This is a genomic window from Methylobacterium isbiliense, from assembly GCF_022179325.1.
GTDB lineage: Bacteria > Pseudomonadota > Alphaproteobacteria > Rhizobiales > Beijerinckiaceae > Methylobacterium > Methylobacterium isbiliense.
On sequence record NZ_BPQQ01000003.1, the window covers coordinates 1 to 23835 of the forward strand.

The 23835-nt window shown below is 72.4% G+C and carries 31 protein-coding genes and 1 pseudogene; 16 read left to right on the forward strand and 16 right to left on the reverse strand.

What is annotated here, in order from left to right:
* Nucleotides 1-131: 131 nt before the first annotated feature.
* Entirely contained in the window at nucleotides 132-569 is a 438-nt protein-coding gene (locus MFF61_RS01155) for a hypothetical protein (RefSeq protein WP_238233279.1), read from the forward strand.
* A 6-nt stretch (nucleotides 570-575) separates the two neighbouring features.
* On the opposite strand, the gene MFF61_RS01160 is transcribed toward MFF61_RS01155, so the two are convergent.
* On the reverse strand, nucleotides 576-1412 hold the full coding sequence (locus MFF61_RS01160; RefSeq protein ID WP_238233280.1) for a TrmH family RNA methyltransferase: 837 nt from the start codon (nucleotides 1410-1412) through the stop codon (nucleotides 576-578).
* A complete protein-coding gene (croR, locus tag MFF61_RS01165) occupies nucleotides 1409-1873 on the reverse strand; it encodes a 3-hydroxybutyryl-CoA dehydratase (protein ID WP_238233281.1) in 465 nt (154 codons plus the stop codon). The genes MFF61_RS01160 and croR overlap by 4 nt, the downstream gene beginning before the upstream one ends.
* Nucleotides 1874-2020: 147 nt before the next feature.
* Here croR and MFF61_RS01170 point away from each other — a divergent pair, with 147 nt between their 5' ends.
* The 6 genes from MFF61_RS01170 to MFF61_RS01195 all read left to right on the forward strand — a co-directional run bounded on the left by MFF61_RS01170 (nucleotide 2021) and on the right by MFF61_RS01195 (nucleotide 5976).
* Nucleotides 2021-2632, forward strand: coding sequence for a cation efflux transmembrane domain-containing protein (locus MFF61_RS01170; RefSeq protein WP_238233282.1), 612 nt, complete (start codon nucleotides 2021-2023; stop codon nucleotides 2630-2632).
* On the forward strand, nucleotides 2629-3501 hold the full coding sequence (locus MFF61_RS01175) for a metallophosphoesterase family protein (protein WP_238233283.1): 873 nt from the start codon (nucleotides 2629-2631) through the stop codon (nucleotides 3499-3501). Before MFF61_RS01170 ends, MFF61_RS01175 begins: the two co-directional genes overlap by 4 nt.
* A 193-nt stretch (nucleotides 3502-3694) precedes the next feature.
* Nucleotides 3695-3991, forward strand: a complete 297-nt coding sequence (locus MFF61_RS01180) for an addiction module antidote protein (protein WP_238233284.1) — start codon at nucleotides 3695-3697, stop codon at nucleotides 3989-3991.
* A 125-nt stretch (nucleotides 3992-4116) separates the two neighbouring features.
* Complete coding sequence (sorT, locus tag MFF61_RS01185; RefSeq protein WP_238233285.1) at nucleotides 4117-5340, forward strand: SorT family sulfite dehydrogenase catalytic subunit; 1224 nt, start codon at nucleotides 4117-4119, stop codon at nucleotides 5338-5340.
* Nucleotides 5337-5669 carry a SorU family sulfite dehydrogenase c-type cytochrome subunit gene (gene sorU, locus MFF61_RS01190; protein ID WP_238233286.1) on the forward strand — a complete coding sequence of 111 codons (333 nt, stop codon included), beginning with the start codon at nucleotides 5337-5339 and terminating at the stop codon, nucleotides 5667-5669. Before sorT ends, sorU begins: the two co-directional genes overlap by 4 nt.
* An 85-nt stretch (nucleotides 5670-5754) precedes the next feature.
* Nucleotides 5755-5976: a hypothetical protein gene (locus MFF61_RS01195; protein WP_238233287.1), complete on the forward strand. Its 222-nt coding sequence runs from the start codon at nucleotides 5755-5757 to the stop codon at nucleotides 5974-5976.
* 7 nt (nucleotides 5977-5983) lie between these two features.
* Here the strand turns inward: MFF61_RS01195 and MFF61_RS01200 are convergent, their stop codons facing one another.
* Nucleotides 5984-6361, reverse strand: coding sequence for a 4a-hydroxytetrahydrobiopterin dehydratase (locus MFF61_RS01200; RefSeq protein ID WP_238233288.1), 378 nt, complete (start codon nucleotides 6359-6361; stop codon nucleotides 5984-5986).
* Between the two features lie 231 nt (nucleotides 6362-6592).
* On the opposite strand from MFF61_RS01200, the gene MFF61_RS01205 reads away from it, so the two are divergent.
* The 8 genes from MFF61_RS01205 to MFF61_RS01240 all read left to right on the forward strand — a co-directional run bounded on the left by MFF61_RS01205 (nucleotide 6593) and on the right by MFF61_RS01240 (nucleotide 14628).
* The gene (locus MFF61_RS01205; RefSeq protein WP_238233289.1) at nucleotides 6593-7570 is read left to right on the forward strand and encodes an ABC transporter substrate-binding protein; all 978 of its coding nucleotides are present in this window, start codon (nucleotides 6593-6595) and stop codon (nucleotides 7568-7570) included.
* Between the two features lie 34 nt (nucleotides 7571-7604).
* The gene (locus MFF61_RS01210) at nucleotides 7605-8339 is read left to right on the forward strand and encodes an ABC transporter permease (protein ID WP_238233290.1); all 735 of its coding nucleotides are present in this window, start codon (nucleotides 7605-7607) and stop codon (nucleotides 8337-8339) included.
* Entirely contained in the window at nucleotides 8320-9060 is a 741-nt protein-coding gene (locus tag MFF61_RS01215; protein WP_238233291.1) for an ABC transporter ATP-binding protein, read from the forward strand. Before MFF61_RS01210 ends, MFF61_RS01215 begins: the two co-directional genes overlap by 20 nt.
* 223 nt (nucleotides 9061-9283) lie before the next feature.
* Nucleotides 9284-10252 carry a quinoprotein relay system zinc metallohydrolase 2 gene (locus MFF61_RS01220; protein WP_238233292.1) on the forward strand — a complete coding sequence of 323 codons (969 nt, stop codon included), beginning with the start codon at nucleotides 9284-9286 and terminating at the stop codon, nucleotides 10250-10252.
* A 410-nt stretch (nucleotides 10253-10662) separates the two neighbouring features.
* On the forward strand, nucleotides 10663-12465 hold the full coding sequence (gene xoxF5, locus MFF61_RS01225) for a lanthanide-dependent methanol dehydrogenase XoxF5 (RefSeq protein WP_238233293.1): 1803 nt from the start codon (nucleotides 10663-10665) through the stop codon (nucleotides 12463-12465).
* Nucleotides 12466-12602: 137 nt separating this feature from the next.
* The gene (locus MFF61_RS01230; protein WP_283205954.1) at nucleotides 12603-13214 is read left to right on the forward strand and encodes a c-type cytochrome, methanol metabolism-related; all 612 of its coding nucleotides are present in this window, start codon (nucleotides 12603-12605) and stop codon (nucleotides 13212-13214) included.
* Entirely contained in the window at nucleotides 13214-14077 is an 864-nt protein-coding gene (gene xoxJ / locus MFF61_RS01235) for a rare earth element methanol dehydrogenase accessory protein XoxJ (RefSeq protein ID WP_238233294.1), read from the forward strand. The genes MFF61_RS01230 and xoxJ overlap by 1 nt, the downstream gene beginning before the upstream one ends.
* A gap of 8 nt (nucleotides 14078-14085) precedes the next feature.
* Nucleotides 14086-14628: a PQQ-dependent catabolism-associated CXXCW motif protein gene (locus MFF61_RS01240; RefSeq protein WP_373324550.1), complete on the forward strand. Its 543-nt coding sequence runs from the start codon at nucleotides 14086-14088 to the stop codon at nucleotides 14626-14628.
* Between the two features lie 85 nt (nucleotides 14629-14713).
* Here the strand turns inward: MFF61_RS01240 and folK are convergent, their stop codons facing one another.
* The 5 genes from folK to MFF61_RS33815 form a co-directional block, all read right to left on the reverse strand.
* Nucleotides 14714-15193 (reverse strand): 2-amino-4-hydroxy-6-hydroxymethyldihydropteridine diphosphokinase, encoded by a 480-nt coding sequence (gene folK / locus MFF61_RS01245; RefSeq protein ID WP_238233295.1) that lies wholly within the window; start codon nucleotides 15191-15193, stop codon nucleotides 14714-14716.
* Nucleotides 15186-15554 (reverse strand): dihydroneopterin aldolase, encoded by a 369-nt coding sequence (gene folB / locus MFF61_RS01250; RefSeq protein WP_238233376.1) that lies wholly within the window; start codon nucleotides 15552-15554, stop codon nucleotides 15186-15188. Before folB ends, folK begins: the two co-directional genes overlap by 8 nt.
* The gene (gene folP, locus MFF61_RS01255) at nucleotides 15551-16330 is read right to left on the reverse strand and encodes a dihydropteroate synthase (RefSeq protein ID WP_238233377.1); all 780 of its coding nucleotides are present in this window, start codon (nucleotides 16328-16330) and stop codon (nucleotides 15551-15553) included. Before folP ends, folB begins: the two co-directional genes overlap by 4 nt.
* Nucleotides 16331-16520: 190 nt before the next feature.
* Nucleotides 16521-16928, reverse strand: coding sequence for a helix-turn-helix transcriptional regulator (locus MFF61_RS01260; RefSeq protein WP_238233296.1), 408 nt, complete (start codon nucleotides 16926-16928; stop codon nucleotides 16521-16523).
* The gene (locus tag MFF61_RS33815; protein ID WP_283205955.1) at nucleotides 16925-17050 is read right to left on the reverse strand and encodes a hypothetical protein; all 126 of its coding nucleotides are present in this window, start codon (nucleotides 17048-17050) and stop codon (nucleotides 16925-16927) included. The genes MFF61_RS01260 and MFF61_RS33815 overlap by 4 nt, the downstream gene beginning before the upstream one ends.
* Nucleotides 17051-17261: 211 nt before the next feature.
* Between MFF61_RS33815 and MFF61_RS01265 the strand changes: the two genes are divergently transcribed.
* Nucleotides 17262-18077: a quinoprotein dehydrogenase-associated SoxYZ-like carrier gene (locus MFF61_RS01265; protein WP_238233297.1), complete on the forward strand. Its 816-nt coding sequence runs from the start codon at nucleotides 17262-17264 to the stop codon at nucleotides 18075-18077.
* A gap of 3 nt (nucleotides 18078-18080) precedes the next feature.
* Here the strand turns inward: MFF61_RS01265 and MFF61_RS01270 are convergent, their stop codons facing one another.
* The 8 genes and pseudogenes from MFF61_RS01270 to pqqA (MFF61_RS01305) form a co-directional block, all read right to left on the reverse strand.
* Nucleotides 18081-19004, reverse strand: a complete 924-nt coding sequence (locus tag MFF61_RS01270; protein WP_238233298.1) for a cyclase family protein — start codon at nucleotides 19002-19004, stop codon at nucleotides 18081-18083.
* A gap of 77 nt (nucleotides 19005-19081) precedes the next feature.
* Nucleotides 19082-19447: a hypothetical protein gene (locus tag MFF61_RS01275; RefSeq protein WP_238233299.1), complete on the reverse strand. Its 366-nt coding sequence runs from the start codon at nucleotides 19445-19447 to the stop codon at nucleotides 19082-19084.
* Nucleotides 19428-20129: a hypothetical protein gene (locus MFF61_RS01280; protein WP_238233300.1), complete on the reverse strand. Its 702-nt coding sequence runs from the start codon at nucleotides 20127-20129 to the stop codon at nucleotides 19428-19430. The genes MFF61_RS01275 and MFF61_RS01280 overlap by 20 nt, the downstream gene beginning before the upstream one ends.
* Nucleotides 20126-21277 (reverse strand): pyrroloquinoline quinone biosynthesis protein PqqE, encoded by a 1152-nt coding sequence (pqqE, locus tag MFF61_RS01285; protein WP_238233301.1) that lies wholly within the window; start codon nucleotides 21275-21277, stop codon nucleotides 20126-20128. The genes MFF61_RS01280 and pqqE overlap by 4 nt, the downstream gene beginning before the upstream one ends.
* Before the next feature lie 10 nt (nucleotides 21278-21287).
* Nucleotides 21288-22381, reverse strand: a pseudogene (gene pqqC, locus MFF61_RS01290) (pyrroloquinoline-quinone synthase PqqC).
* A gap of 143 nt (nucleotides 22382-22524) precedes the next feature.
* A complete protein-coding gene (gene pqqB / locus MFF61_RS01295; RefSeq protein WP_238233302.1) occupies nucleotides 22525-23424 on the reverse strand; it encodes a pyrroloquinoline quinone biosynthesis protein PqqB in 900 nt (299 codons plus the stop codon).
* Between the two features lie 43 nt (nucleotides 23425-23467).
* Nucleotides 23468-23557 carry a pyrroloquinoline quinone precursor peptide PqqA gene (pqqA, locus tag MFF61_RS01300; RefSeq protein ID WP_012335430.1) on the reverse strand — a complete coding sequence of 30 codons (90 nt, stop codon included), beginning with the start codon at nucleotides 23555-23557 and terminating at the stop codon, nucleotides 23468-23470.
* Nucleotides 23558-23626: 69 nt separating this feature from the next.
* A complete protein-coding gene (gene pqqA, locus MFF61_RS01305) occupies nucleotides 23627-23716 on the reverse strand; it encodes a pyrroloquinoline quinone precursor peptide PqqA (RefSeq protein ID WP_012335429.1) in 90 nt (29 codons plus the stop codon).
* Between the last annotated feature and the right edge of the window lie 119 nt (nucleotides 23717-23835).

The following is a 23835-nucleotide window of genomic DNA, read 5'->3' on the forward strand; positions in this document are numbered from 1 at the left end:
ATCAAGCGGAGACGGTCTCAGCAAGCCCGCTCGGTGGAGCCCAAGGCTTCACACGACGGAGCGAAGCCCACATCCGCCATCCCGAAGGGATCAAGCGGATGGGGTAAGAGACCGGGGCCGGGGGGAGCTGCATGGCGATCGAGGACAGGCTGCGCGAGCGGCTGGGCAAGGCCGAGGCGCTGCTGGCGGGCGCGGCGACGGCGGGCGAGCGGGATGCCGCGGAGGCGGCGGTGCGGCGGCTGCGGGCCCGCCTCGCGGAGGCCGGGCACCGGGAGCCGCCCACCGAGCTGAAGCTCTCGCTGCCGGATGCGTGGTCGGTGAGCCTGTTTCTGGCGCTGTGCCGCCGCTACGGCCTGCGCCCCTACCGCTACGCCCGCCAGCGGCGCACCACCGTGATGGTGCGCGCGCCGCGCTCGTTCTTCGACACGGTGGTCTGGCCCCAGTTCGCCGCCCTGCACGAGGAGCTGGCGGCCTATTTCGCCGAGACCACCGACCGGCTGATCCGCGAGGCGATCCACGGCGACACGGCGGAGGCCGAGACCGTGCCGGAGGCGCTGCCGGGGCGGTGAGGGCCCTCACGCCCGGTCCTGGGCCGGCAGCCGCCCGCCGCCGAGGCGGTGGAGCGCCACGGCGCCGGCCACCGCGACGTTCAGCGAATCGACCCCCGGCGCCATCGGGATGCCGACGCGGCGCGCCCGCGCCATCAGCCCCTCGGGCAGGCCGGTGCCCTCGGTGCCGAGCAGCAGCAGCGCGCGGGGCAGGGGCGGCAGGGCCGCGATGTCCTCGGCCCCCGGCGTGAGCGCCACCGGCACGAGGGCATGGCGGGCGCAGAGGTCGAGGAGGGCCGCCCCGTCCGGCACCCGCCCGAACGGCACCGTGAGGCTGGTGCCGGCCGAGACCCGGATCGCCTTGCGGTAGAGCGGGTCGCAGGTGGCGGCGTCCATGAGCACGCCGTCCGCCCCGAAGGCGGCGGCGTTGCGGAAGAGCCCGCCGACATTGTCGTGGTTCGTCAGGCCCACGAGACCGACGAGGAGCGCCGGCCCGTCCGGCACGAGGGCGTCCGGATCGGCGACCGGGCCGCCGCGGCCGATCGCCAGCACGCCGCGGTGGATCGGGAAGCCCGCGACCGCGCTCATCACCGGGCGGGCCGCGAGGTAGACCGGCGCGTCGCAGGCCGCCAGCGCCGGCTCCAGGGCGGGCAGGCGCTCGGGCGCGAGCAGGACCGATTCGGTGCGGAAGCGCGAGCGCCCGGAGAGCAGCACCCGCAGCACCACCTCGCCCTCCGCCACGAACCGGCCCTGGCGGCCCACGAGGTCGCGCTCGCGGATCGCCGCGTAGGGCGCGAGGCGCGGGTCGGCGGGATCGTCGATCGGGATCGGGCGCAATGCCGTGGCGAGCTCGGCCCGCCTCACCCCTTGGGGCGCGCCGCCAGGGGATCGGCCTCGGCCTTGGTCGGCACCTTCACCAGCGCCTCCCCGTCGAGCACGGTCTCGCCGTTCACCGCGCAGGTGCAGGTGAGGCGGGCGCGCCGCCGCTCGGGCACCAGCTCGGCCACCTCGACCGTGACCTCGACCGTGTCGCCGATGCGCACGGGCGCGCGGAAGTTCAGGCTCTGGCTGATGTAGACCGCCCCGGGCCCCGGCAGGCGCGTGCCGAGCACCGCCGAGATCAGGCCCGCCGTGTAGAGGCCATGGGCGATGCGGGTGCCGAAGGGGGTGCGCGCCGCGAAATGCTCGGAGAGGTGGATCGGGTTGCGGTCGCCCGTGATCTCCGCGAAGCCGACCACGTCCGAGGAGGAGATGGTCTTCGTCAGGGTCTCCGACATCCCGACGGCGAGGTCCTCGAAGTACAGAACGCGCAGTTCGGGCAGCATCGGCGTCTCTCCCTGTGGCCTTGAGGCCGGCATTGCACAGGGGAATCCGCGAATCCAGTGGCGAAAGGTCGAGGGACCGGCGGCTCCCGCGCTGGCCTTGGGCGGGGCGCCGGGGCATAGACGCGCCGGTCCCTCCCGGAGACGTCCGTGTCCCCCAGCCCAGAATCCTCCGGCCTGCGCCGGGCCGTCGGCCTCGTGGCGGCGCTCAACCTCGGCTATTTCGGCATCGAGGCCGCGGTGGCGCTCGCCATCGGGTCGGTGTCGCTCATCGCCGACAGCGTCGACTTCCTGGAGGATGCGGCCCTCAACCTGCTGATCCTGGCCGGGCTCGGCTGGAGCCTCGCGGCGCGGGCCAGGCTCGGCACCGTGATGGCCGGCATCCTGCTCCTGCCGGGCCTCGCCACGCTCTGGACCGCGTTCCACAAGATCGCGGATTTCGCAGCCCCCGCGCCCGTGCCGCTGACGCTGGCGGGCCTCGGCGCGCTCGCCGTGAACCTCACCTGCGCGCTGATCCTCGCCCGCCACCGCGGCGGCAGCGGCAGCCTGACCAAGGCGGCCTTCCTGTCGGCCCGCAACGACGCCTACGCCAACCTCGCGATCATCGCCGCAGGGCTCCTGACCGCCGCGACCCTCTCGCCCTGGCCCGACATCGTGGTCGGCCTCGGCATCGCGGCGCTCAACGCGGATGCGGCCCGCGAGGTCTGGGAGGCCGCCCGCGCCGAGGGGCGCGCCGCGCGCGGCGAGGCGCCCGAGGCATGACGCCGGCCCGCCCGCGCCGGCCCCTGCGCCTGTTTCCGATCTCAGACCTGCACCTCGAACGCCGCCGCCCCGCCGCCATCCCGGCCCCCGTCGCGCCCTTCGACGTGCTGGTCTGCGCGGGCGACGTCTGGGAGGGCGAGCCCGCGCGGGGGCTCGCCGTGCTCCTCGGCCTCGCGGGCGAGCGCCCGCTGGTGCTGGTGCCGGGCAACCACGAGCACTATGCGCCCGGGGGCGACCCGCGCACCGCGCCGGAGCTGCTCGGCGCCCTCGACGCCGCGGTGCGCGAGACCAACGCCGCCGCGGGCCGGACCCGGGTGGCGCTGCTGCGGGCGGGGGCCGCGACCGTGATCGGGGGCGTGCGCTTCGTCGGCGCGACGCTCTGGAGCGACTGGTCGCTCGCCGGGCGCTGGCTCGCCCCCGACGCGCCGGACCGCCCCGCCGATCCGGTCGCCTTCGCGGCCGCCCGCATGACCGACCCGGTGACGGGCTCGCGCGAGTACCGGGCGATCCGGCAGGGGGACGGCACCGCCTGGACCCCGCAGGCCGCGATGGCGGCCCATGCGGAGGACCGGGCGCGCCTCGCGGCGGCGCTGGCCCGGCCGCATGCCGGCCCCACCGTCGCGGTCACGCACCACCCGCCGATCGCCGAGGCGGCGGACCGCTACCGCGACGCGCCGGGCGTGCCCTGGTGGGTGCCGGCCTTCTACGCCACGACGCTCCTGGCCGATCTGCCCGCCGCCGACCGGCCGGCGGCCTGGATCTCCGGCCACTTCCATGCCGGCCACGACATGCGGCTGCACGGCACGCGCTGCGTGGCGAACCCGGTGGAGGGCGCAGGCTGCGATCCGGCGCTGATCGTGGCGGTGTGACCGTCTGCCGGGTCACGGGCCGGTTCAGAGTATGGCGCAGCGGGGGCAGGGCAGATCGACTACGCCCGGGCTACCGGGTGTACTTCACGCGGCGCGGTGCCGCGATCGTGATTCTGCGGTGCGGCGGCGACAAGCGCACGCAGGATCAGGACATCCGCCTCGCCCGATCCCTTGCCAGCCAGGAGTGACGATCATGGCCCTCGAAACCCTGTCCTGGGATACCGCCGACAGCCTCGATACCCCTGAGCGCATCGCCCTCTCCATCGAGGCCGTGCTGGAGGATGGCGACCCGGCTCTGATCGCTGCCGCGATCGGAGATGTGGCGCGGGCCAAGGGCATGTCGCAGGTGGCGCAGAAGGCCGGCCTCTCCCGCGAGGCCATGTACCGGGCGCTGTCAGAGGACGGGAATCCCCGGCTCACCACGCTGATGGCGGTCCTGAAGGCCCTCGGCCTTCGACTCACGGTGACGCCGGCGAACCGGACGGCCTGACGCGCGTCAGGCGCGCTCCATCCGGCCACGGCACGCCTGGACGCCCCAGGACCCGGGTGGCAGAGTGCTCCCAAGGCAGCGCGGGCCGTCACGGCCGAGACGCTGCCGCACGGGAGGAGACCGACGTGAAGAGCGACACCCCGACCCTGCGTCGGCGCACGCTGCTGGCCGGTGCGGCCGGCGCGGCGGCGGCCGGGCTCGCCGGCCCGGAGACGGCCGCAGCGCAGGAGAAGGCGCCGGAGACGAAGCCCGGCGCGCTGCCGGACTACGTCGCCTGGAAGGACGGCGGCACGCTGATCGTCCACTCCGACAAGACCCTGGAGACGCGGCGCGAGGCGTTCGGCACCGGCCTCATCACCCCGGCGAACCGGCTCTACATCCGCAACAACGTGAATCCGCCCTCCGCGGCGATCCTGGCCGACCGGGACGCCTGGACGGTCGAGATCGGCGGCGTGAAGGAGCCGCGCCGGATCTCTCTGCGCGAGCTCAAGGGCCTGGGGCTCGAATCGGTCGCGACGGTGCTGCAATGCTCCGGCAACGGGCGGAAGTACTTCCAGGACGGGCTGACGGGCGGCCAGAAGATCAGCGGCACGCCCTGGACGGTGGGGGCTGCGGGCTGCGTGATCTGGAGCGGCGTGCCGCTGCGGGCGGTGGTCGAGGCCCTCGGCGGTCCGCAGGACGGCGTGCGCTTCATCACCGGCACCGGGGGCGAGGAGATCCCGCCCGGCCTCAAGCCGAAGGACATCGTGGTCGAGCGCTCGGTGCCGCTCGCCACCCTCGACACGGTGCTGCTCGCCTGGGAGATGAACGGCGAGCCCCTGTCGCTGGCCCATGGCGGGCCGCTGCGGATGGTCGTGCCGGGCTACTCGGGCGTGAACAACGTCAAGTACGTGAAGGCGGTGGCGCTGACCCCCGCCGAGACGGACGCCAAGATCCAGGCGGCGAGCTACCGCATGCACGGGGTCGGCGAAAAGCCCGCCCCGACCCAGCCGCCGGTCTGGGAGCAGCCGGTGCGCTCGTGGATCACCACGCCGCTCGCGACCGTCGCGGCCGGCCGCGTGCAGGTCGCGGGCGTGGCGTTCGGGGGCGTGAACGCGGTGCGCGGCGTCGAGGTCTCGGCCGACGGCGGGGCGACGTGGGTGCCCGCGCGCCTCGTCGGCCCCGATCTCGGCCGCTTCGCCTGGCGGCTGTTCGCGGCCTCCCTCGATCTTGCGCCCGGCCGCCACGTGCTCGCCAGCCGCGCCACCGACGCGGCCGGTGCCGTGCAGCCCGAGGACACGCCCGCGAACGGCGGCGGCTACAGCCACAACGGCTGGCGCGGCCCGGCCGTGGCGATCACCGCCACGTGAGGGCGCGCCGTCGGCGCCGGCTGCTGGCCGCGGCGCTCCTCCTGCCGCTCGCGCCCGCGCCCGGCCGCGCGGACCCGGCGCTCGATCTCGGCCGCCGGGTCTTCCTGGAACTGGCCGAGCCGCGCTGCGGGCTGTGCCACGCCCTGGCCGAGGCCGGAACGACCGGACAGGTCGGCCCCGCCCTCGACGGCCTGACGCCCGATGCCGCGCGGGTGAAGGCGGCGGTGGTCAACGGCATCGGCGTGATGCCGGCCTTCGAGGACCTCACCCCGGAGCAGGTCGAGGCGGTCGCGCACTACGTCGCGACGGTGGCGGGCCGGGGGCGGTGAGCGCAGCCGGGCACCGGCGGGGCTTGGCGCCGGGCGCCGCCCCCTCCCGACGGCCGTCCCGCATCGCCCGCGAGAAAGGGTGTCCATGAACGGATTTCTGGCGGTCGTGCTGATCTGCGCCAACACCGTCCCGGTCCAGGCTTGCGAGGAGGCGACGGCCACCGACGTGTTGAAGACGAAGGTGGCCAGCGAGATCGGCTGCGCCACCGGCTGGCAGGAGATCATCGCCCGCTCGGAGGTGCGCGAGGGGATCGGGCGGAGCGCCTATCTGAAGACGCAGTGCCGGCGGATCCGGGCGGGCGGGTGAGGGGAGCCTACTTGTCGTACTTGATGTAGGCGAAGCGCGGGTCGGTGGGCGTGCCTTCGAGGGCGCCGCCCTCCAGCCCCGGCTGCCAGCCCACCACCTCCTCGATCTTGCGCGCCAGCGCCATGTCCTTCTCGGTCAGGCCCTTGGCCGAATGGGTGGTGAGGCGCACCTCCACCCAGGCGTAGGAGGCGGTGAGGTCGGGATGGTGCCACGCGGCCTCGGCGAGGTGCCCGACCGTGTTGATCACCATCAGGGTGCCCTTCCAGCTGTTGGTCTTGAAGGTGCGCTTGATCCAGCCGTCCTCGTAGTGCCACGCGGGCAACTCGCGGGCGAGGCGCTCGGAGATCTGGCTCGGATCCAGGACGGCGTCGCGGGTGGCGGACATGGGTGTCTCCTCGTCGGGACGATCGACCGGCGGATGACCAAAGTACGGGTGCCCGCCGGGGCGGCTTGCGCCCAAAGGAGAGGCGGCGGGTCGCGCCGATCGGCTGCTGCCGAAAAGGTGAAGACTCGCGCCGCGTTGCGCAAGCGGCCGCGGTGGACGGCGGGGGCGGCGATCCTTACCTCCGACGCACACGCGGCGGCCCGGCGGCCGCTCGGATCAGGGAGGTGCGCCATGCTCTCACGGCGCGGGCTGCTGGCGGCGGCCGCGCTCTGGCCTCTGCCGCTTCGGGCGGCCGAGGGCGGCGCGCTGCGGGTGGGCGTTCTGCCCTTCGGCACGGTCTCGTGGGAGGCCGCGGTGATCAAGGAGCGCCGGCTCGACGCCGCGCAGGGCTTTTCCCTCGACAGTCTGAAACTCGCCGGCAACGACGCCGCCCGCATCGCCTTCCAGGGCGCGCAGGTGGACACGATCGTCTCCGACCTGCTCTGGGCCGCCCGCCTGCGGGCCGAGGGGCGGCCGGTGAAGTTCCTGCCCTATTCCAGCACCGAGGGCGCCCTGATGGTGGCGGGCGACAGCCCGCTGCGCTCGCTGGCCGACCTCGCGGGCAAGCGCCTCGGGGTCGCCGGGGGGGCGCTCGACAAGACGTGGCTCCTGCTCAAGGCCCGGGCGCAGGAGCGGGAGGGAATCGACCTCGACCGCGCCGCCCGGCCGGCCTTCGGGGCACCGCCGCTGCTGATGCAGAAGCTGCAGGCGGGCGAACTCGATGCCGCGCTCCTCTACTGGACCTTCTGCGCGCGGCTGGAGGCCAAGGGCTTCCGGCGGCTGATCACCGCCGATGAGATCGCCCGCTCGCTCGGGGTCGAGGGGCCGATCGCGCTCCTCGGCTACGTGTTCGAGGAGAGCCTGCTGCAGCGCCGGCCCGGGGCGATCGCGGCCTTCGCGCGGGCCTCGCGGCAGGCCAAGGAGGCGCTGGCCGGAGACGAGGGCGCCTGGGCTACGGTGCGCCCGCTGATGGCGGCGGAGGACGAGCCCACCTTCGCGACCCTCCGGCGCGACTTCCTGGCCGGCATCCCGCGCCGGACCATCGCGGCCGAGCGCGCGGACGCGGAGCGGCTCTACGCGGTGCTGGCCCGGCTCGGCGGCGAGCGGCTCGTCGGGGCCGCCACGGCGCTGCCGGAGGGCCTGTACTTCGACGGCGCGCCCAATGGCTGAGACCCGCCCGCGCCCGGCGGGAGCGTGAGCCGGCATGGCCGTCGCGACCCGTCTCCTCTCGGCGCTGCTGCTGCTCGCGGCGTGGTGGGCCGCGTCGCGCTTCACCGACCTGCGCACCCTGCCGTCGCCCGAGGCGGTGGCGGCCTTCGTGGTGCGCGAGACGCAGAGCGGGGACCTGCCGCGCAACGTCGGCATCACGCTCGCCCGCGTGGCGGCCTCGTTCCTGCTCGCGATGGCGACCGGAGCGCTGCTCGGCATCCTGCTCGGGCGCTCCCGGTCCGCCGACCGGCTCCTCGACACGCCGCTCCTCGTCCTCCTCAACACGCCCGCGCTGGTGATCACCGTCCTGGCCTATATCTGGCTCGGCCTGACCGAGACCGCGGCGATCCTGGCAGTGGCGCTCAACAAGATGCCGAACGTCGCGGTGATCATGCGCGAGGGCGCGCGCGGGCTCGATCCGGGCCTGGAGGAGATGGCGCGGGCCTTCCGGTACGACCGCCGCACCTGGATCCGCCACGTGCTGCTGCCGCAGCTCGAGCCCTTCGCGGTGGCGGCGGCCCGCTCGGGCCTCTCGCTCGCCTGGAAGATCGTGCTGGTGGTCGAGCTGCTCGGGCGCCCGAACGGGGTGGGCTACGCCATCTCCTACTACTTCCAGCTCTTCGACGTGACCGCCCTGTTCGGCTACAGCCTCGTGTTCAGCGCCGTGATGCTCGCGGCCGACACCCTCCTGCTCCAGCCCCTCGACGCCCATGCCCGACGCTGGCGCTGACCCGGCCCTCTCGGTCGCGATCCGCCGCAAGGCCTACGCGTCCCGCTCCGGCCCCGTCGAGGCGGTGCGCGACCTCACCTTCACGGTGCAGCCGGGCGAGACCGTCTGCCTGATCGGCCCCTCGGGGGCTGGCAAGACCACGACGCTGCGCATCCTGCTCGGCCTCGACCGGGACTACGAGGGCACGGTGACGCCCGATCCCGACCGGGTGCGCAGCGGGATGGTCTTCCAGGAACCGCGGCTCCTGCCCTGGCGCAGCGTCGAGGAGAACGTGCGCCTGTCCCTGCCGCGCCGCGAGCGGGGGCGCTCCCTCGACGCGCTGTTCGACGAACTCGGCCTCGCCCCCTGGCGCGGGAGCTACCCCAGGGAACTCTCGCTCGGCATGGCCCGGCGGGTGGCGCTCGCCCGCGCGCTGGCGATCGAGCCGCGCCTGCTCGTGCTCGACGAACCCTTCGTCTCCCTCGACGACGCCGCCGCGGCGGGCCTGCGGGGAATCGTGTTCGCGGCGGCGCGGCGGCGCGGCGCGGCCGTGCTGATGGTGACGCACAACGTGCCGGAGGCGCTGGAGGTGGCCGACCGGCTCCTCCTGCTGACGCCGCGGCCCGCGAGCCTCGCCGCGACGGTGCCGCTCGCCACCCCGCGCCCCGAGCGCAGCCGGGCCTGGGCGGACGCCGTGCGCCAGGACCTCGCGGCGCGCTTCCCCGCCACCGTCGCGGCCTGAGGCCAGCGGTCATGACCGATGACCGTCATGCCGCTCTCGCATTGTCGCCGAGCCCTCGGCTTCAAGCCCTTGGCTTGGATTCGACACGGCGAGATGGCTCGACGGCCCCGTCGATCCCGGGCTTGCCCGGGATCGAGATCGATGCTTCGGCTTCCCGGGCCTGCCCGGGATCGAGATCGATGCGTCGGCTTCCCGGGCCGTCGGCATGACCCGGAGTTCGTCCATGCGGTCCGCACGCCCCCGGCTTCCCGCAGCGCTCCTGGCGCTGCTTCTCGCCCCGGGGCTCACGGCCCTGGCGGCGCCGGCCCGGGCGCAGGCGCCGCCCGCGGCCGTCGCGGAGGCGCCCCTGCCGGTGCAGGAGGTGGCGCCCGGGGTGTTCGTCTACGCGGCCCCCTACGCCCTCGCGGCCCGCGACAACGCCGGCGCCATCGCCAATGTCGGGTTCGTGGTCGGAAGCGAGGCCGTCGCGGTGATCGACACCGGCGGCAGCCTCGCGGCCGGCCGCCGGCTCCTCGCGGCCGTGCGGGCGCGGACCGCGCTGCCGATCCGCTACGTGATCAACACCCACGTCCACCCCGATCACCTGCTGGGCAACGCCGCCTTCGCGCCGGAGGGCGCGACCTTCGTCGGGCACAGGGCGCTGCCGGAGGCGCTGGCGGCCCGCGCCGAGGGCTATCTGCAGGCGAATGCCGCGCTGGTCGGCCCCGCCTTCGCGGGCACCCGCATCGTGCCCCCGACGCTCCTCGTCGCGGAGACCCGGGAGCTCGACCTCGGCGGACGGCGCCTGCGCCTCGACGCGTGGCCGACCGCGCACACCAACAGCGACCTCACGGTGCGCGAGCTGTCCACCGACACGTGGTTCCTCGGCGACCTGCTGTTCGTCGGGCACGTGCCGGCGCTGGACGGGCGGATCACCGGCTGGATCGCGGTGCTCGGACGGCTGAAGGCCGAGCCCGCCGCCCGGGTGGTGCCGGGCCACGGCCCGGCCTCGCTGCCCTGGCCGGCGGCGGCCGGGCCGATCGACCGCTACCTCGCCACCCTGGAGGCCGAACTGCGCCGGATGATCCGCGAGGGCCGCCCGATCGACGAGGCCGGGCGCGCGGCCCGGGGCGAGGCCGGCCACTGGTCCCTGTTCTCCGACTTCAATACCCGCAACGCCACCACCGCCTACCAGGAGCTGGAATGGGACTGACACCGGTCGCCGGCCTCAACGCTCGCGAGCGATTGTGCCGGGCTCTACACAAGTAGTTGATACCGCATTGCAGCGGTAACGTTGTGCAAAGCAACACACAGGGGAATTCGTACTTAAGTCACCCCTGTTGGGCCGGAAAACGGCCATTTCCATCCCCGGATCGTTGTTGACGGCGCCCATTTTTCTCTTAGAGTTCCTTCAGCTTCGGTTTCAACGGCGCCGCCAGGGGAGGGCGGGGACCGGTTCGCAAACATGGCGTGCCCTAAACCCAAGAACAGCGGGGGCACCCGACACAGCCTGTTGTGACACGCTGCCGAAGCTCAAAGACGTCCCCAAGCGCAAACAGCAGGTCGTTGCTGTCATGTCCCGTACCGGGGCAGGGCCTTGTGGCGCACCTGTCGGAGGAATCCATGAGAGCGGTCCATCTCTTAGCCTTGAGCGCCGGTGTCCTGGGCGTCACGCCAGCCCTGGCGAACGACGATCTGATGAAGCAGATCGCCAACCCGGCCCAGCAGGTTCTCCAGACTGTCGACTACGCGAACACCCGCTACTCGAAGCTCGACCAGATCAACACCGGCAACGTCAACAAGCTGCAGGTGGCCTGGACGTTCTCGACGGGCGTGCTGCGCGGCCATGAGGGTTCGCCCCTGGTCGTCGGCAACATGATGTACGTGCACACGCCGTTCCCGAACATCGTGTACGCGCTCGACCTCGACCAGGACGGCAAGATCGTCTGGAAGTACGAGCCCAAGCAGGATCCGAACGTGATCCCGGTGATGTGCTGCGACACGGTCAACCGTGGCCTGGCCTACGCCGAGGGCAAGATCATCCTGCACCAAGCCGACACCACCGTCGTGGCGCTCGACGCCAAGACCGGCAAGGTGGCGTGGTCCGTCGTCAACGGCGACCCGAAGAAGGGCGAGACCAACACCGCGACCGTTCTGCCGGTCAAGGACAAGGTCATCGTCGGCATCTCGGGCGGCGAGTACGGCGTGCGCTGCCACGTGACGGCCTACAACCTCAAGGACGGGAAGCAGGTCTGGCGCGGCTACTCGATGGGTCCGGACGGCGAGATGCTGGTCGACCCGGAGAAGACCACCCATCTCGGCAAGCCGATCGGCAAGGATTCTTCGCTGAAGACCTGGGAAGGCGATCAGTGGAAGCAGGGCGGCGGCTGCACCTGGGGCTGGTTCTCCTACGACCCCAAGCTCAACCTGATGTACTACGGCACCGGCAACCCCTCGACCTGGAACCCGAAGCAGCGCCCGGGCGACAACAAGTGGTCGATGACCATCTTCGCCCGTGACGTCGACACCGGGCAGGCCAAGTGGGTCTACCAGATGACCCCCCACGACGAGTGGGACTACGACGGCATCAACGAGATGATCCTCACGGATCAGAAGGTCGGTGACCGCGAGCGTCCGCTCCTGACCCACTTCGACCGCAACGGCTTCGGCTACACCCTCGATCGGGCGAACGGCGAACTCCTCGTCGCCGAGAAGTTCGATCCGGTGGTGAACTGGGCCACCAAGGTCGACATGGACAAGTCGTCCAAGACCTACGGCCGTCCGCTGGTCGTGGCCAAGTACTCGACCGAGCAGAACGGCGAGGACGTGAACTCGAAGGGCATCTGCCCGGCCGCTCTCGGCACCAAGGACCAGCAGCCTGCGGCCTACTCCCCGAAGACCCAGCTGTTCTACGTGCCGACCAACCACGTCTGCATGGACTACGAGCCGTTCCGGGTGAGCTACACCCCGGGCCAGCCCTATGTCGGTGCGACCCTGTCGATGTACCCGGCCCCCAACAGCCACGGCGGCATGGGTAACTTCATCGCCTGGGACGGCGTGAACGGCAAGATCAAGTGGTCGGTGCCGGAGCAGTTCTCGGTGTGGTCGGGCGCGCTCGCCACCGCCGGCGACGTGGTCTTCTACGGCACGCTCGAGGGCTACCTGAAGGCCGTCGATGCCAAGTCGGGCAAGGAACTCTACAAGTTCAAGACCCCGTCGGGCATCATCGGCAACGTGATGACCTACGAGCACAAGGGCAAGCAGCACATCGCCATCCTGTCGGGCGTCGGCGGCTGGGCGGGCATCGGCCTCGCGGCCGGCCTGACCGACCCGAATGCCGGTCTCGGCGCGGTGGGCGGCTACGCGGCCCTGTCGAACTACACCAACCTCGGCGGTCAGCTCACCGTCTTCACGCTGCCGAACTAATCGGTCGCAGCCTCACCTGTACTTAAGTCAGGCCGGCGCGGGTTCCCGCGCCGGCTTCCTTATGATGAAGTGGTTCTCATCAAACCGCCGGGCCGCCCGCAGCCGCAACCCGGCCGGACTTCAGGGAGAAACGTCCGTTGCGTCACCTCAGCACCGCCACCCTGCGGCCTCTCCTGGCCGGCCTCGCCCTAGCAGCCGTCGCGACGGCTGCCGTACATGCTGAGGGAGCCAAACCCGCCGATCCGGCGCTCGCCAACTCGCTCAACCCGAACGACAAGTCCGCCGAGGTGGACCAGAAGATCCTCGACAAGGCGCAGGCCGTGAAGGTGGAGGACGGCAAGTACATCGACGCCGAGGGTCATCCGACCTTCCGCGTCACCGATACCGGCAAGAAGGTCGACTGGTATTCGTATTCGGGCTATCGCCGCTACCACGCGGAATGCCACGTCTGCCATGGCCCGGACGGCATGGGCTCGACCTACGCGCCCGCCCTCAAGGATTCGCTCAAGCGCCTCTCCTACGAGGAGTTCATCGGCATCCTGGTCGGCGGCAAGCAGGACGTCAGCGCCTCGCAGCAGCAGGTCATGCCGGCCTTCGGCGACAACAAGAACGTGATGTGCTACGCGGACGACCTCTACGTCTACCTGCGCGCCCGCGCGGCGGGCGCCATGGGCCGCGTGCGCCCCTCCGACAAGGAGGACAAGCCCGAAGCCGCCAAGAAGGCCGAGAAGGAGTGCCTGGGCGGCTGATGGCGCGGCGCGCTTCCCGGCTGGCGGCCGGTCTCGCGGTCCTGCTCGCCGCAGCAGGCCCGCGGGGCGCCGTGGCGCAGCACCTGCCCGACCTCGTCACCACCGACGCCCTGCGGGTCTGCGCCGATCCCGGCAACATGCCCTTCTCCGACCGCAAGGGGGAGGGGTTCGAGAACCGGATCGCGGCGATCCTCGCCGACGAGCTGAAGGTGAAGCTGCGCAGCTACTGGCTCACGCAGGGGCCGGGCTTCGTGCGCAACACCCTCGGCGCGGGGCTGTGCGACGTGATCATCGGCTCGGCGCTCGGCGGCGATCTCGTCCAGCACACCAACCCCTATTACCGCTCGGCCTACGTGCTGGTGACGCGCAGCGGCGAGTTCCCGGGCGTGGCGGCGCTTGACGACCCGAAGCTGAAGGGCCGGACCATCGGGGTCGTGGCCGGGACGCCGCCCGTCAACCGCATGGGCGAGGTCGGGCTCGTCGGCACCATGAAGGCCTACGCGCCCTACCAGTTCGACCCCGGCCACCCGCACCAGACCGTGGCGGCGCAGATCATCGCCGATCTCGCCGGGAAGACGATCGACGCAGCGGTGCTGTGGGGTCCGGCGGCGGGCTGGCTCGCCCGGCAGAGCGGGGTGCCGATGGAGGTCGTGCCGCTGCTGCGGGAGCCCGACCGGCCGGCGATGACCTACCGGATCGGCATGGGCGTGCGGCACGAGGAGAACGACTGGAAGCGCACCCTCAACACGGCTTTGCGCAAGCGCAAGGCCGAGATCGAGCAGGTGCTGCGCGACTACGCGGTGCCGCTCCTCGACGAGGAGGAGAACCGGCTGGCGACGCAAGCGGGCGGGTCCGGGCCGTGATCCCGGCCGTGAGGGCCGCCGCCCTCGCGCTCGCCGCGCTCACTGCGCTCTTGGCCACCGGCGCCCGCGCCGGGGCGCCGCCGCCCGAACCCGCGGATTACCGTCAGGACCATTACCGCACGCCCACGCCTGCGACGCTCGCGGGAGCGCGGGTGATCGGGGCCGGCGAGGCCGAGGCGCTGTGGCGCCGGGGCGTGCTCTTCATCGACGTGATGCCGCAGGCCCCGCGCCCGGCCGGGCTGCCCCCCGGCACGCTCTGGCGCGATCCGCCGCACGAGAGCATCCCGAACGCCCACTGGCTGGTGAACACCGGCTTCGGGGCGCTGGCGCCCGAGACGGAGGCCTATTTCCGCTCGGCGCTGGAGCGCCTCACGGGCGGCGACCGGGACAAGCCGATGGTGTTCTTCTGCCTGCGCCATTGCTGGATGTCGTGGAACGCGGCCAAGCGCGCGCTGGCGCTCGGCTACACCCGGGTGATCTGGTTCCCGGACGGCACGGACGGCTGGAGCGACGCGGCGCTGCCGCTCGAACGCCTCCAGCCGGAGAAGTAACGGGAGTCCAGAGGGCCTTCGGCCCTCTGGCGGGGGCGCGGGGGGCGGTGCCCCCTGCGCGTCGTCCCGGCCCGGCGGAGAATCGTCAGGCGCCGTGGGGCACGATCCCGGTCGCGTCGAGTCTGGCGAGGGCCTGCGTCACGCTCTCGCCGCCGATGACGAGGTCGGGTGCGATCTCGGCGAGCGGCACCAGCACGAAGGCGCGCTCGCGCACGAAGCGGTGGGGCAGCACGAGGCGCTCGTCCTCGACGGCCGCACCGGCATAGTGGAGCACGTCGATGTCGATGACCCGCGGCCCCCAGCGCCGCGCGCGCACCCGGCCGAGCCGCGCCTCGACGGCGAGGCAGGCGTCCAGCAGGGCGTGGGGCGAGAGGTCGGTCTCGACCGCCGCCGCCGCGTTGAGGAACCAGTCCTGGTCGGTGTCGCCCCAGGGGGGCGTGCGGTAGAAGCGCGACCGGGCGGCGACCCGGATCCCCGGCGTCGCCGCGAGAGCGCGGATGGCGCGCTCCAGCATCCCGGCCTTGTCGCCGAGATTGCTGCCGAGCCCGAGATAGGCCTCAGCCACGCCGCTGCCTCGTGATCTCCACCGAGACCCCGTCGAGGATCGCCGGGACGGGGGCGGCGGGCTTGTCGACCCGCACCGTGATGGCGTCGAGGCGGGAGAAGGCCGCGAGCGCCTCGGCGGCGATGGTCTCGGCCAGGGCCTCGATCAGGCGGAAGCGCCGCTCGGTGGCGATGCGCGAGGCCAGCGCCGCGAGGTCGGCGTAGCTCACGCTGGCGGCGATGTCGTCGCGGGTGCCGGCCTCGCGCAGGTCGAGGCGGGCCTCGAGCGAGAGGTAGAAGCGCTGGCCGAGGCGGTTCTCCTCCTCCAGCACGCCGTGATGGGCGAAGACCGCGAGGCGGTGAACGAGGATGCGGTCCATCAGGCGGCCCCGCCGCGCCGCAGGAGGGCGTCCACCACCTGGCAGGCCTCGACATGGGGGCGCACGTCGTGGGCGCGCACGATGTCGGCCCCGAGCGTCGCGGCGACGACATGCGCGGCGAGCGAGCCGTACAGCCGGTCGGCCGGGGCCGTGCCGGTGTTGTGGATGCGCCCGAGCAGCGACTTGCGCGAGATGCCGACGAGGAGCGGGAAGCCGAGGGCGCGGAGTTCGGGCAGGCGCCGGACCGCGTCGAGGTGCTGCTCCCAGCTCTTGCCGAAGCCGATGCCGGGATCGAGGACGATGTCGCGCTCGGGGATGCCGGCCTTGGCCGCGATGGCGAGCGAGCGCGCGAAGAACCGCTTCATCTCGTCCACGATGTCGAGGCTCGCATCCACGCTCTCGCGGTTGTGCATCACGATCACGGGGGCGCCGTGGGCGGCGGCCACGGCGGCGATGTCGGGCTCGCGCTGCAGCCCCCAGACGTCGTTGACGATCCGGGCGCCGGCCTTCAGGGCGGCCTCCGCCGTCGCGGCCTTGTAGGTGTCGATGGAGATCGGGACGGGCAGGGCGGGGGCGAGCGCCGCGATGACCGGGAGCACCCGGGCCTGCTCCTCCTCGGCCGGCACCGGCACGTGCCCGGGCCGGGTCGACTCGCCGCCGATGTCGAGGATCGCGGCGCCCTCCGCCACCAGGGTCCCGGCCTGGGCGCGGGCGGCGTCGAGGTCCTGGAAGCGGCCTCCGTCCGAGAAGGAATCCGGCGTGACGTTGAGGATGCCCATCACCAGCGTGCGCCGGCCGAGATCCGGCAGCAGGGCGGCGAGGGCGGAGGCTTCGGGCGCAGTCACGGGATCCTCGCAAGGGCGCGCGGGACGAGGCCCCGGGATTAGGACGGATCGCGGCGGCGGCGCAACGCCTCGAAGGTCCGGGATCCGTCGGCGCCGGATCGGCGGCCGCCTCGGCGCAGGAGGCTCAGCCCTGCTCCGGCGGGTCCTCCGGGGGCAGGAGGTCGTCGACGGTGACGGCGAGGGCCGTCGCGAGCCTCCGGCAGGCCGTGAGGGAGCCCGGCTCCGCATGCGCCTCGATCGCGGCCACCTCGCGCAGGGCGACGCCGGCCCTCTCCGCCAAGTCCTGCATCGTCCATCGCCGATGCTCGCGCCAGATGCGCACCGGGTGCTCGCCGGCGAGAAGGCGCTCGACTGACTCGACCGGCAGGTCATCCGCAGAGGCCCCTTCGCCCTTCCCATTCTCACGGTCCGCCGCATCACGCAGAGCCGCGGCGTCGCCGGCCTCCTCGATCGCAAGCAGCATCCGCTCGACATCGGCGCGCCGCAGGGTGACGGTCTCGTCGGTGTGGGAGATCGGTCTGATGGGGATCATCGGTCCACCGCGCCGCGCCGGGCGTTCCTCTCTACGATCCGGCTGGCCAGCAGGGCCGCCGCATCCTGGCGCGGCAGCCGCGTCAGCGCCTTGGTGGCCGCGGGAGAAAAGATCAGCGTCACGGCGGCAAATCTGCCGGTTCTTGACGCAACGTCAACCAGAACAAGCGTCGGCCAGCCGGGTCACGATCCGGCGAGGATGCCGCCCCGTGCCCCGCGCGCCGCGGCGTCTCGGCCCGATGGCGCATGGCACCGGCGCGCCGGAGGGCCTATAGTGCACAATAATTCAGAATGCGGCGCCGGCCTGCGGGAGGGCGCCTATGAGGAGAACCCGATGACGAGAGCGGTGTGGTGGCGGGGGCCGGCAGGCCGGTCGGCGCTGGCCGGCCTCGCGCTGGCGGCGATGGCCGCGGGCGGCGCCCGTGCCCAGGAGGAGGGCCGGGCGGAGACGGCCTGGACGGAGCTGCGCGCCAGCGTCACGGGCGAGCGGCCGATCCGCGACGGGGCTGGCGTGCTGAGCCTGGAGGCGCCCAAGCGCGCGGAGGACGCGGCGATCGTGCCCGTCACGGTGCGGATCACGCTGCCGGAGGGGGATGCGCGGGCCGTCAAGGCCCTGACGCTGGTGGTGGACGAGAACCCGGCCCCGGTGGTCGGCACCTTCACGTTCCCGACCGCGCAGCGCCACTTCGACCTCTCCACCCGCATCCGGGTGAATTCCTATTCCTACGTCCGGGCGATCGCCGAGACGCAGGACGGCGCCCTCTACATGACCAAGGCCTACGTGAAGGCGGCCGGAGGCTGCTCGGCGCCGGCCGTCAAGGACCCGGCCGAGGCCAAGGCCAATCTCGGCAAGATGCGCTTCCGCGCCTTCGCGGACCGGGGCGAGGCCCAGGTGCAGGTGCGCCACCCGAACAATTCGGGGCTGCAGATGGACCAAGTCACGCGGCTCTACACGCCGGCGTGGTTCGTCGAGTCGCTGAGCGTCCGCCAGGGCGACACGCCGCTGTTCTCGATGACCGGCGGCATCTCGGTGAGCGAGGATCCGACCTTCCGCTTCAGCTTCGCGGGCAACGGCGAGCCGGTGACGGTCGCCGCCAAGGACACGGACGGCAACACCTTCACGCAGACCTTCCCGGCCTCGGGCAGCTGAGGCTCAGGGGGTCGGCCGCATCACGCCGTCGGGGCCGCGCCGCAGGGGCGCGGCCTGCTCGGGCAGGGGTGCGCCCGGCCTCTCGGTGACGCTCACGCCCTCGCGCCAGCCCGGCGGGGCGATTGCCACGTAGCGGGCGAAGCCGCCGGTGCCGCCGAGCGGCTTGGCGAAGCCGATCGCGATCAGGGCTCCGGCCTCTGGCACCTTGTCGAGGTTGGCCACGCCCTCGGCCTGGGCGAAGTTGTTGTGCATCAGCCACGCCTCGCCCTCCAGGTTCGGCGTCATGTCGGTGTCGAGCGGCTCGTGGCCGTGGAACAGGATCCGGCGCTCGCGGTGCAGGAACTGCAGCGCCGCGAGGCCGACGCCCGGGAAGGGCTTTTGCCGGAAGCGCTCGGTCTCGCCCCAGCGCTTCGACCAGTCGGAGCGCACCATCACCACCGCGCCCTCGGGGATGCGCCCGTGCTTGGCCTCCCAGGCGGCGATGTCGGCGACCTGCAGGTGGTAACCCTCGTCGCGGGCGACCGCGCGGCTGATGTCGATCACCGCGAGGGGGCGGAGCGTGTAGGTGGCCGGCAGGTCGCTGATCGTGGCGCCGCGCGGGTTCCAGTGGGCCGGGGGATCGAGCTGCGTGCCGTACTGGTCGGTGGGCAGGTCGTAGGCGGTGGCGACGAAGCCGTGCTTCTCGTAGGTGAAGACCTCGCCCTTCTCGACAGTGCCCGCGATGGTGCGCCCGGCCTCGGCGGGGCGGACGGTGGCGTTGGCAAAGCCGGGCCAGACCGGCTGCACCGGCGCAAAGGGATGCGTGAGGTCGATGTACTTCGCGTTCCGGAGGGTGGAGTCGTAGAGCGCCCAGAGGGAGGTGTCGTCCGCGCGGGCGGGCCACGCCGCGGCGGCCGCCAGCGCGAGCAGGGCCAGTCTTGCCGTCATCGCCGTCGCTCCCCCGGCCTTGAGAGCCGGGAGAGTGGGTCGGCGCGGCGCCCGCGGCAATCCCCCGGGCGCGGCCGTCAGTTCACGCTCGCGCGGTAGCAGCGGATCTCGGCCTCGGCCTGGGCGCGGCGCAGCTCGGCGACCTTGTCGTCGAACAGCTTGGTGGAGCGGAACTCGTTCGAGCGCTGGCCGATGCCCTGGCGCATGGACAGGATGGTCGAGGCCTGGACGTACTTGTCGTAGGGCAGCAGGGCCGCGATCGCGTCGATCGAGCAGGCGCATTTCTGCAGGGCCTCGCGGGTCTGGCCGTTGGCCGCCATGCAGCCGAAGACGTAGTCGGCCCGCGCTTCGGTCGGGTAGTCGTTGTCGTCGGCGCGCGCGGCGCCCGCCCCCGCGAGGAGGAGCGCCGCGACGCACAGGCCCTTACCCAACGCTCGGCTCATAGGTCAGGGTCTCCCGGTACAGCGTGCCCCCGTCGGGCGCCGTCGCCTGGACGTCGATCGAGACGATCTCGCCCGGAACGGCGGGAGAGACCACGAAAGTATAGGTGAGCGTGTCGAAGCCGCGCAGCTTGTCCTTCACCGGGTCGTCGAGGAAGGGGCGGATCTCCACCCGCCAGCCCTTCTGCTTCACGCCCTGCACCTCGACCTCGGCGGGCGTCACGCTGGCGGCATCGCGCAGGGCCTTGCGGATGGCGTTCTTCAGGTAGCGCGGGTTGCCCTTCAGGGCCTTGCCCAGGTCCAGGGTGTGGTATTCGAGGAACTGCGCCAGCAACGGGTTGCCGGACATGTTCTCGTAGCGGGCGGTGGGCAGGCGGCGCTCGCCCGTATAGGCCTCGACCGTGAGGTTGCGCGTCTCCGGGCTCGGCCCGGCCGCCACGATCTCGCGCACCGTGTCCTCGACCGGCGGTCCGAACGGCCCGTCCGCGATGCCGCTGAAGCGGCGGTAGCGATACCGGATCGTGCTGCCGGGGGCGGTCGTCTCGAAGTGGTTGTCCTCGAACAGGAGGTCGATGGCGCTCGGGGCGGCGGCCTCGCCGGCCGCGGCCGGCTGCGGGGGCTGGGCCTGCGCGGCGGGCGCGGCGGCGACGAGCGCGGCCAAAAGGGCGAGACGGAGAGGTCTCACGCGGTCACTCCCTCGGGCTGGGTCACGAGCGGCGCCCCGCCGATCGTGCGGTACTGGTAGTCGGGCGCGGTCTCCAGCGCGGATTCGGCGATCGCCAGGGCCTGGACCTTGGCGTGGAGCGGCGAGAGCGAGCAGGCCGGGTCGGTGGCCGCGGCGTCGCCCGCGAGCGCCAGCGCCTGGCAGCGGCAGCCGCCCCAGTCCTTCTCGCGCCGGTCGCAGGAGCGGCAGGGCTCCTTCATCCAGGCGGTGCCGCGATAGGCCTGGAAGGCCGGGGACTGCGCCCAGATCTCGCCGAGGGAGCGGTCGCGGACGTTCCAGAACTCCAGGCCGGGAATCGTCTCGGCGGCGTGGCAGGGCAGCACCTTGCCGGCGGGCGTGACGTTCATCAGCCGCCGGCCCCAGCCGCCCGCGCAGGCCTTGGGGTACTTGGCGTAGTAGTCCGGCACCACGAGGTCGATCACGAGGCGGCCCTTGAGGCGCTCGCGCGCCTCCTCGACGATGCGGATCGAGCGGTCGACGTCGGGCTTGGCCGGCATCAGGGCGGCGCGGTTGACGTAGGCCCAGCCGTAATACTGGGTGTGGGCCACCTCCAGGCGCTTGGCGCCGAGCGTCACCGCGAGGTCGATGAGGGTCGCCACCTCGTGGATGTTGCCGCGATGGATCACCGCGTTGAGGGTGAGCGGCAGACCGAGCGCCACGACCCGCTCGGCGAAGGCGAACTTCTGGGGCTGCGCGTTCTTCAGGCCGCCGATCCTCTCGGCGTTCGCCGCCTCGGCCGCCTGGATCGAGAGCTGCACGTGGTCGAGGCCGGCGTCGTAGAGCGCATCGAGCTTTCCCAGCGCCCCGGCCACGCCGGAGGTGATCAGGTTCGAGTAGAGGCCGAGTTCCGCGCAGGTCCTGGTGATCTCGACGATGTCCTGGCGCGCCGTCGGCTCGCCACCCGAGAGATGGACGTGCAGCACGCCCAGGGCCGCCGCCTCCGTCAGTACCCGCTGCCACGCGGCCGTGTCGAGTTCGCCCGAGCGCTTGTCGAGTTCGAGCGGGTTCGAGCAGTAGGGGCAGCGCAGCGGGCAGCGATGCGTGAGCTCCGCCAGCAGCCCGATCGGTGCCGGCAGGGCGGGCGTGACGGCGTCGGTGACGGCGTTCATGGCGGTCTCCTCACGCCGGCGGCGCGGCGGGCGCCGTGTCGAGCACGCGCTTCTCGGCAAGGCCGTTGAGCATGGTGATGACGTCGGGCTCGATGACGCTGCGGGGCGCGTCGTACTGCGCGGCCAGGGCCTCGGCGATCGCCCGGATGCTGCGGGCGCCGTCGACGAGCGAGAGCACCGCCACGGCGTTCTGGTCGAGGTCGAAGGTGCGCTCGGGCGCGAGCAGCACGTGGGCGCCCCGCACGCCGTCGAAGCGCATCCGAACCCCGCGCGGCAGGCGCGGCACGTCGTCGGGAGAGAGGCTCACGCGGCGCCCTCCACCAGCCCCTCGCCCGGCCGCCACGCATCCGGCGGGATCATGCCCGGGGCCACGTAGGCGAAGTAGAGGGCGTCGAGCTGCGTCCAGAGCACGTTGCACTTGAAGGTCAGCGCGTCCATCGCCTGCCGCTGCAGGGCCGGCGTGGTGGCGTGCTGGGTCACGTAGTCGAGCGCGAAATCGGCGTCGCGCGGCGCCTGGGTGAGGCGCTTGTCGAAATAGGCCAGCGTCTCCTTGGTGATGAAGTCGTAGTTCTTCAGCATCCCGGCGACGCGCTCGGAGATGATGGTGGGCGAGAACATCTCGGTGAGCGAGGAGGCGATGGCTTCGAGCAGCGAGCGCTCGGCCACGAAATGCACGTAGGCCTCGACCGAGAAGCGGGTCGCCGAGAGGATGCCCCGGGTCGAGAGCACGTAGGCGCGGTCGAAGCCGACGCCCTCGGCGAGCTTGAGCCAGCGCTCGATGCCGCCGTCGCCCTCGTGGTCGCCGTCGTGGTCGACGATGCGCTGGCGCCAGACCCGGCGCAGGGCCGCGTCCGGCATCCGGGCCAGCACCGCCGCGTCCTTCACCGGGATCATCGCCTGGTAGTAGTATCGGTTGAGCGCCCAGGCCCGGACCTGATCCTTGTTCAGCTTGCCGTCGTGGAGCAGGCGGTGGAACGGGTGCAGGTTGTGGTAGCGCCGCGCGCCGATGTCGCGCAGGGCCGCCTCCAGTTCGGAGGGGCTGAGGAGGCGGTCCTCGCCGCCCGAGGGAGCGACCGGAAGGGAGATGGACAGGGCTGCGGTCATGGCGTGATCGTCGGCTCTCGTTGTCGGTCGCCGGAGCGCTTCGAGGCTCCGTTCCTCCCCTGGCCCGAGGTGGCGGCGGGGGCCGCGGCGGTCAAGGGCGACTTCGGTCCCATGTTGTCGGCGGGCCCATGTCGGCGGGCCGCTCACAGGCTCAGCGTCAGCCCGTCATGGGCCACGGTCCAGCCGGCCGCCTCGACCTCCCGGCGGGCCGGCGATGCCTCGACCAGCACCGGGTTGGTGTTGTTGATGTGCACGAAGATGCGCCGGCCGAGGTCGACATCGGCGAGCGCCGCGATGGCGCCGCCCTCGCCCGTCATGGGCACATGGCCCATGCGCCAGCCGGTCTTGGTGCCGACCCCGGCCCGGATCAGGTCGTCGTCGGCCAGCACGGTGCCGTCGAACAGCAGCGCGTCGACCCCCGAGAGGCGCCGCTTGAGGCCGTCCGTCACCCGGGCGCAGCCCGGCACGTAGGCGAGGCGGCGCCCGTTCGCGGCGATCATCGCGCCGACCGTGGTCTCGGTCTCGGCCCCGATCTCGGGGGTTCCGTCCTCCAGCCACAGCGGCACCTTGCCGGGCACCGCGAACAGGGTGACGGAGAGGCCCGGCACCGGCCAGAAGGGCTCGTCCAGCGCCACCTCGCTGCGGGCCACGACGTCGGCCGCCATCACGTCGAAGACGCGGTTGGCGGTGATCGAGTCGAGGATGCTGCGGGTGGCATGCAGCCGGAAGGGCTGCCCCTCGCGCAGGGTCAGCAGGCCCGCCACGTGGTCGACGTCGCCGTTCGTGAGCAGCACCGCCTCGACGGGCGAGTGGCGCAGGGACCGGCGTGGATGCAAGGCGGGGGTGGCGAAGACCTGCTGCCGGATGTCGGGCGAGGCGTTCACCAGGAGCCAGCGCTCACCGTCGGGCGAGACCGCGAGGCTCGACTGGGTGCGGGGGAGGACCCGGCGGTCGCCCGCCCAGGCCATCGCGCAGATCGGGCAGCGGCAGTTCCACTGCGGAACCCCGCCACCTGCCGCGGAGCCGAGGATGATCGCCTGCATGACCCTCTCGCGTCAGCGCCAGCATCCTCAGGCCGGAGATCCCTCAGTTGAAGGGATCGATCTCGGCCGACTCGTAGCTGGTGACTTCCATGCCGACGCAGATCTCGGCGACAACCGGCAGAGCCCACTTCATGGCGCATCTCCTCGCATGCTGGGAAAGGTCCCCCGGCAGCATGGCCGCCGGAGGCTCCGGAACGAACCCTTAGTTGAAGGGATCGATCTCGGCCGACTCGTAGCTGGTGACTTCCATGCCGACGCAGACTTCGGCGACAACCGGCAGAGCCCACTTCATGATGCGTCTCCTTGAGGCTTCGGGGATCCTCCTTAAGAGGATCCTAAGATGTTGAGATGACAGTGTTTTCTGTCACCAGGGATATATCGGCAATCCCGATCCGAAGTGCAAGAGGTATT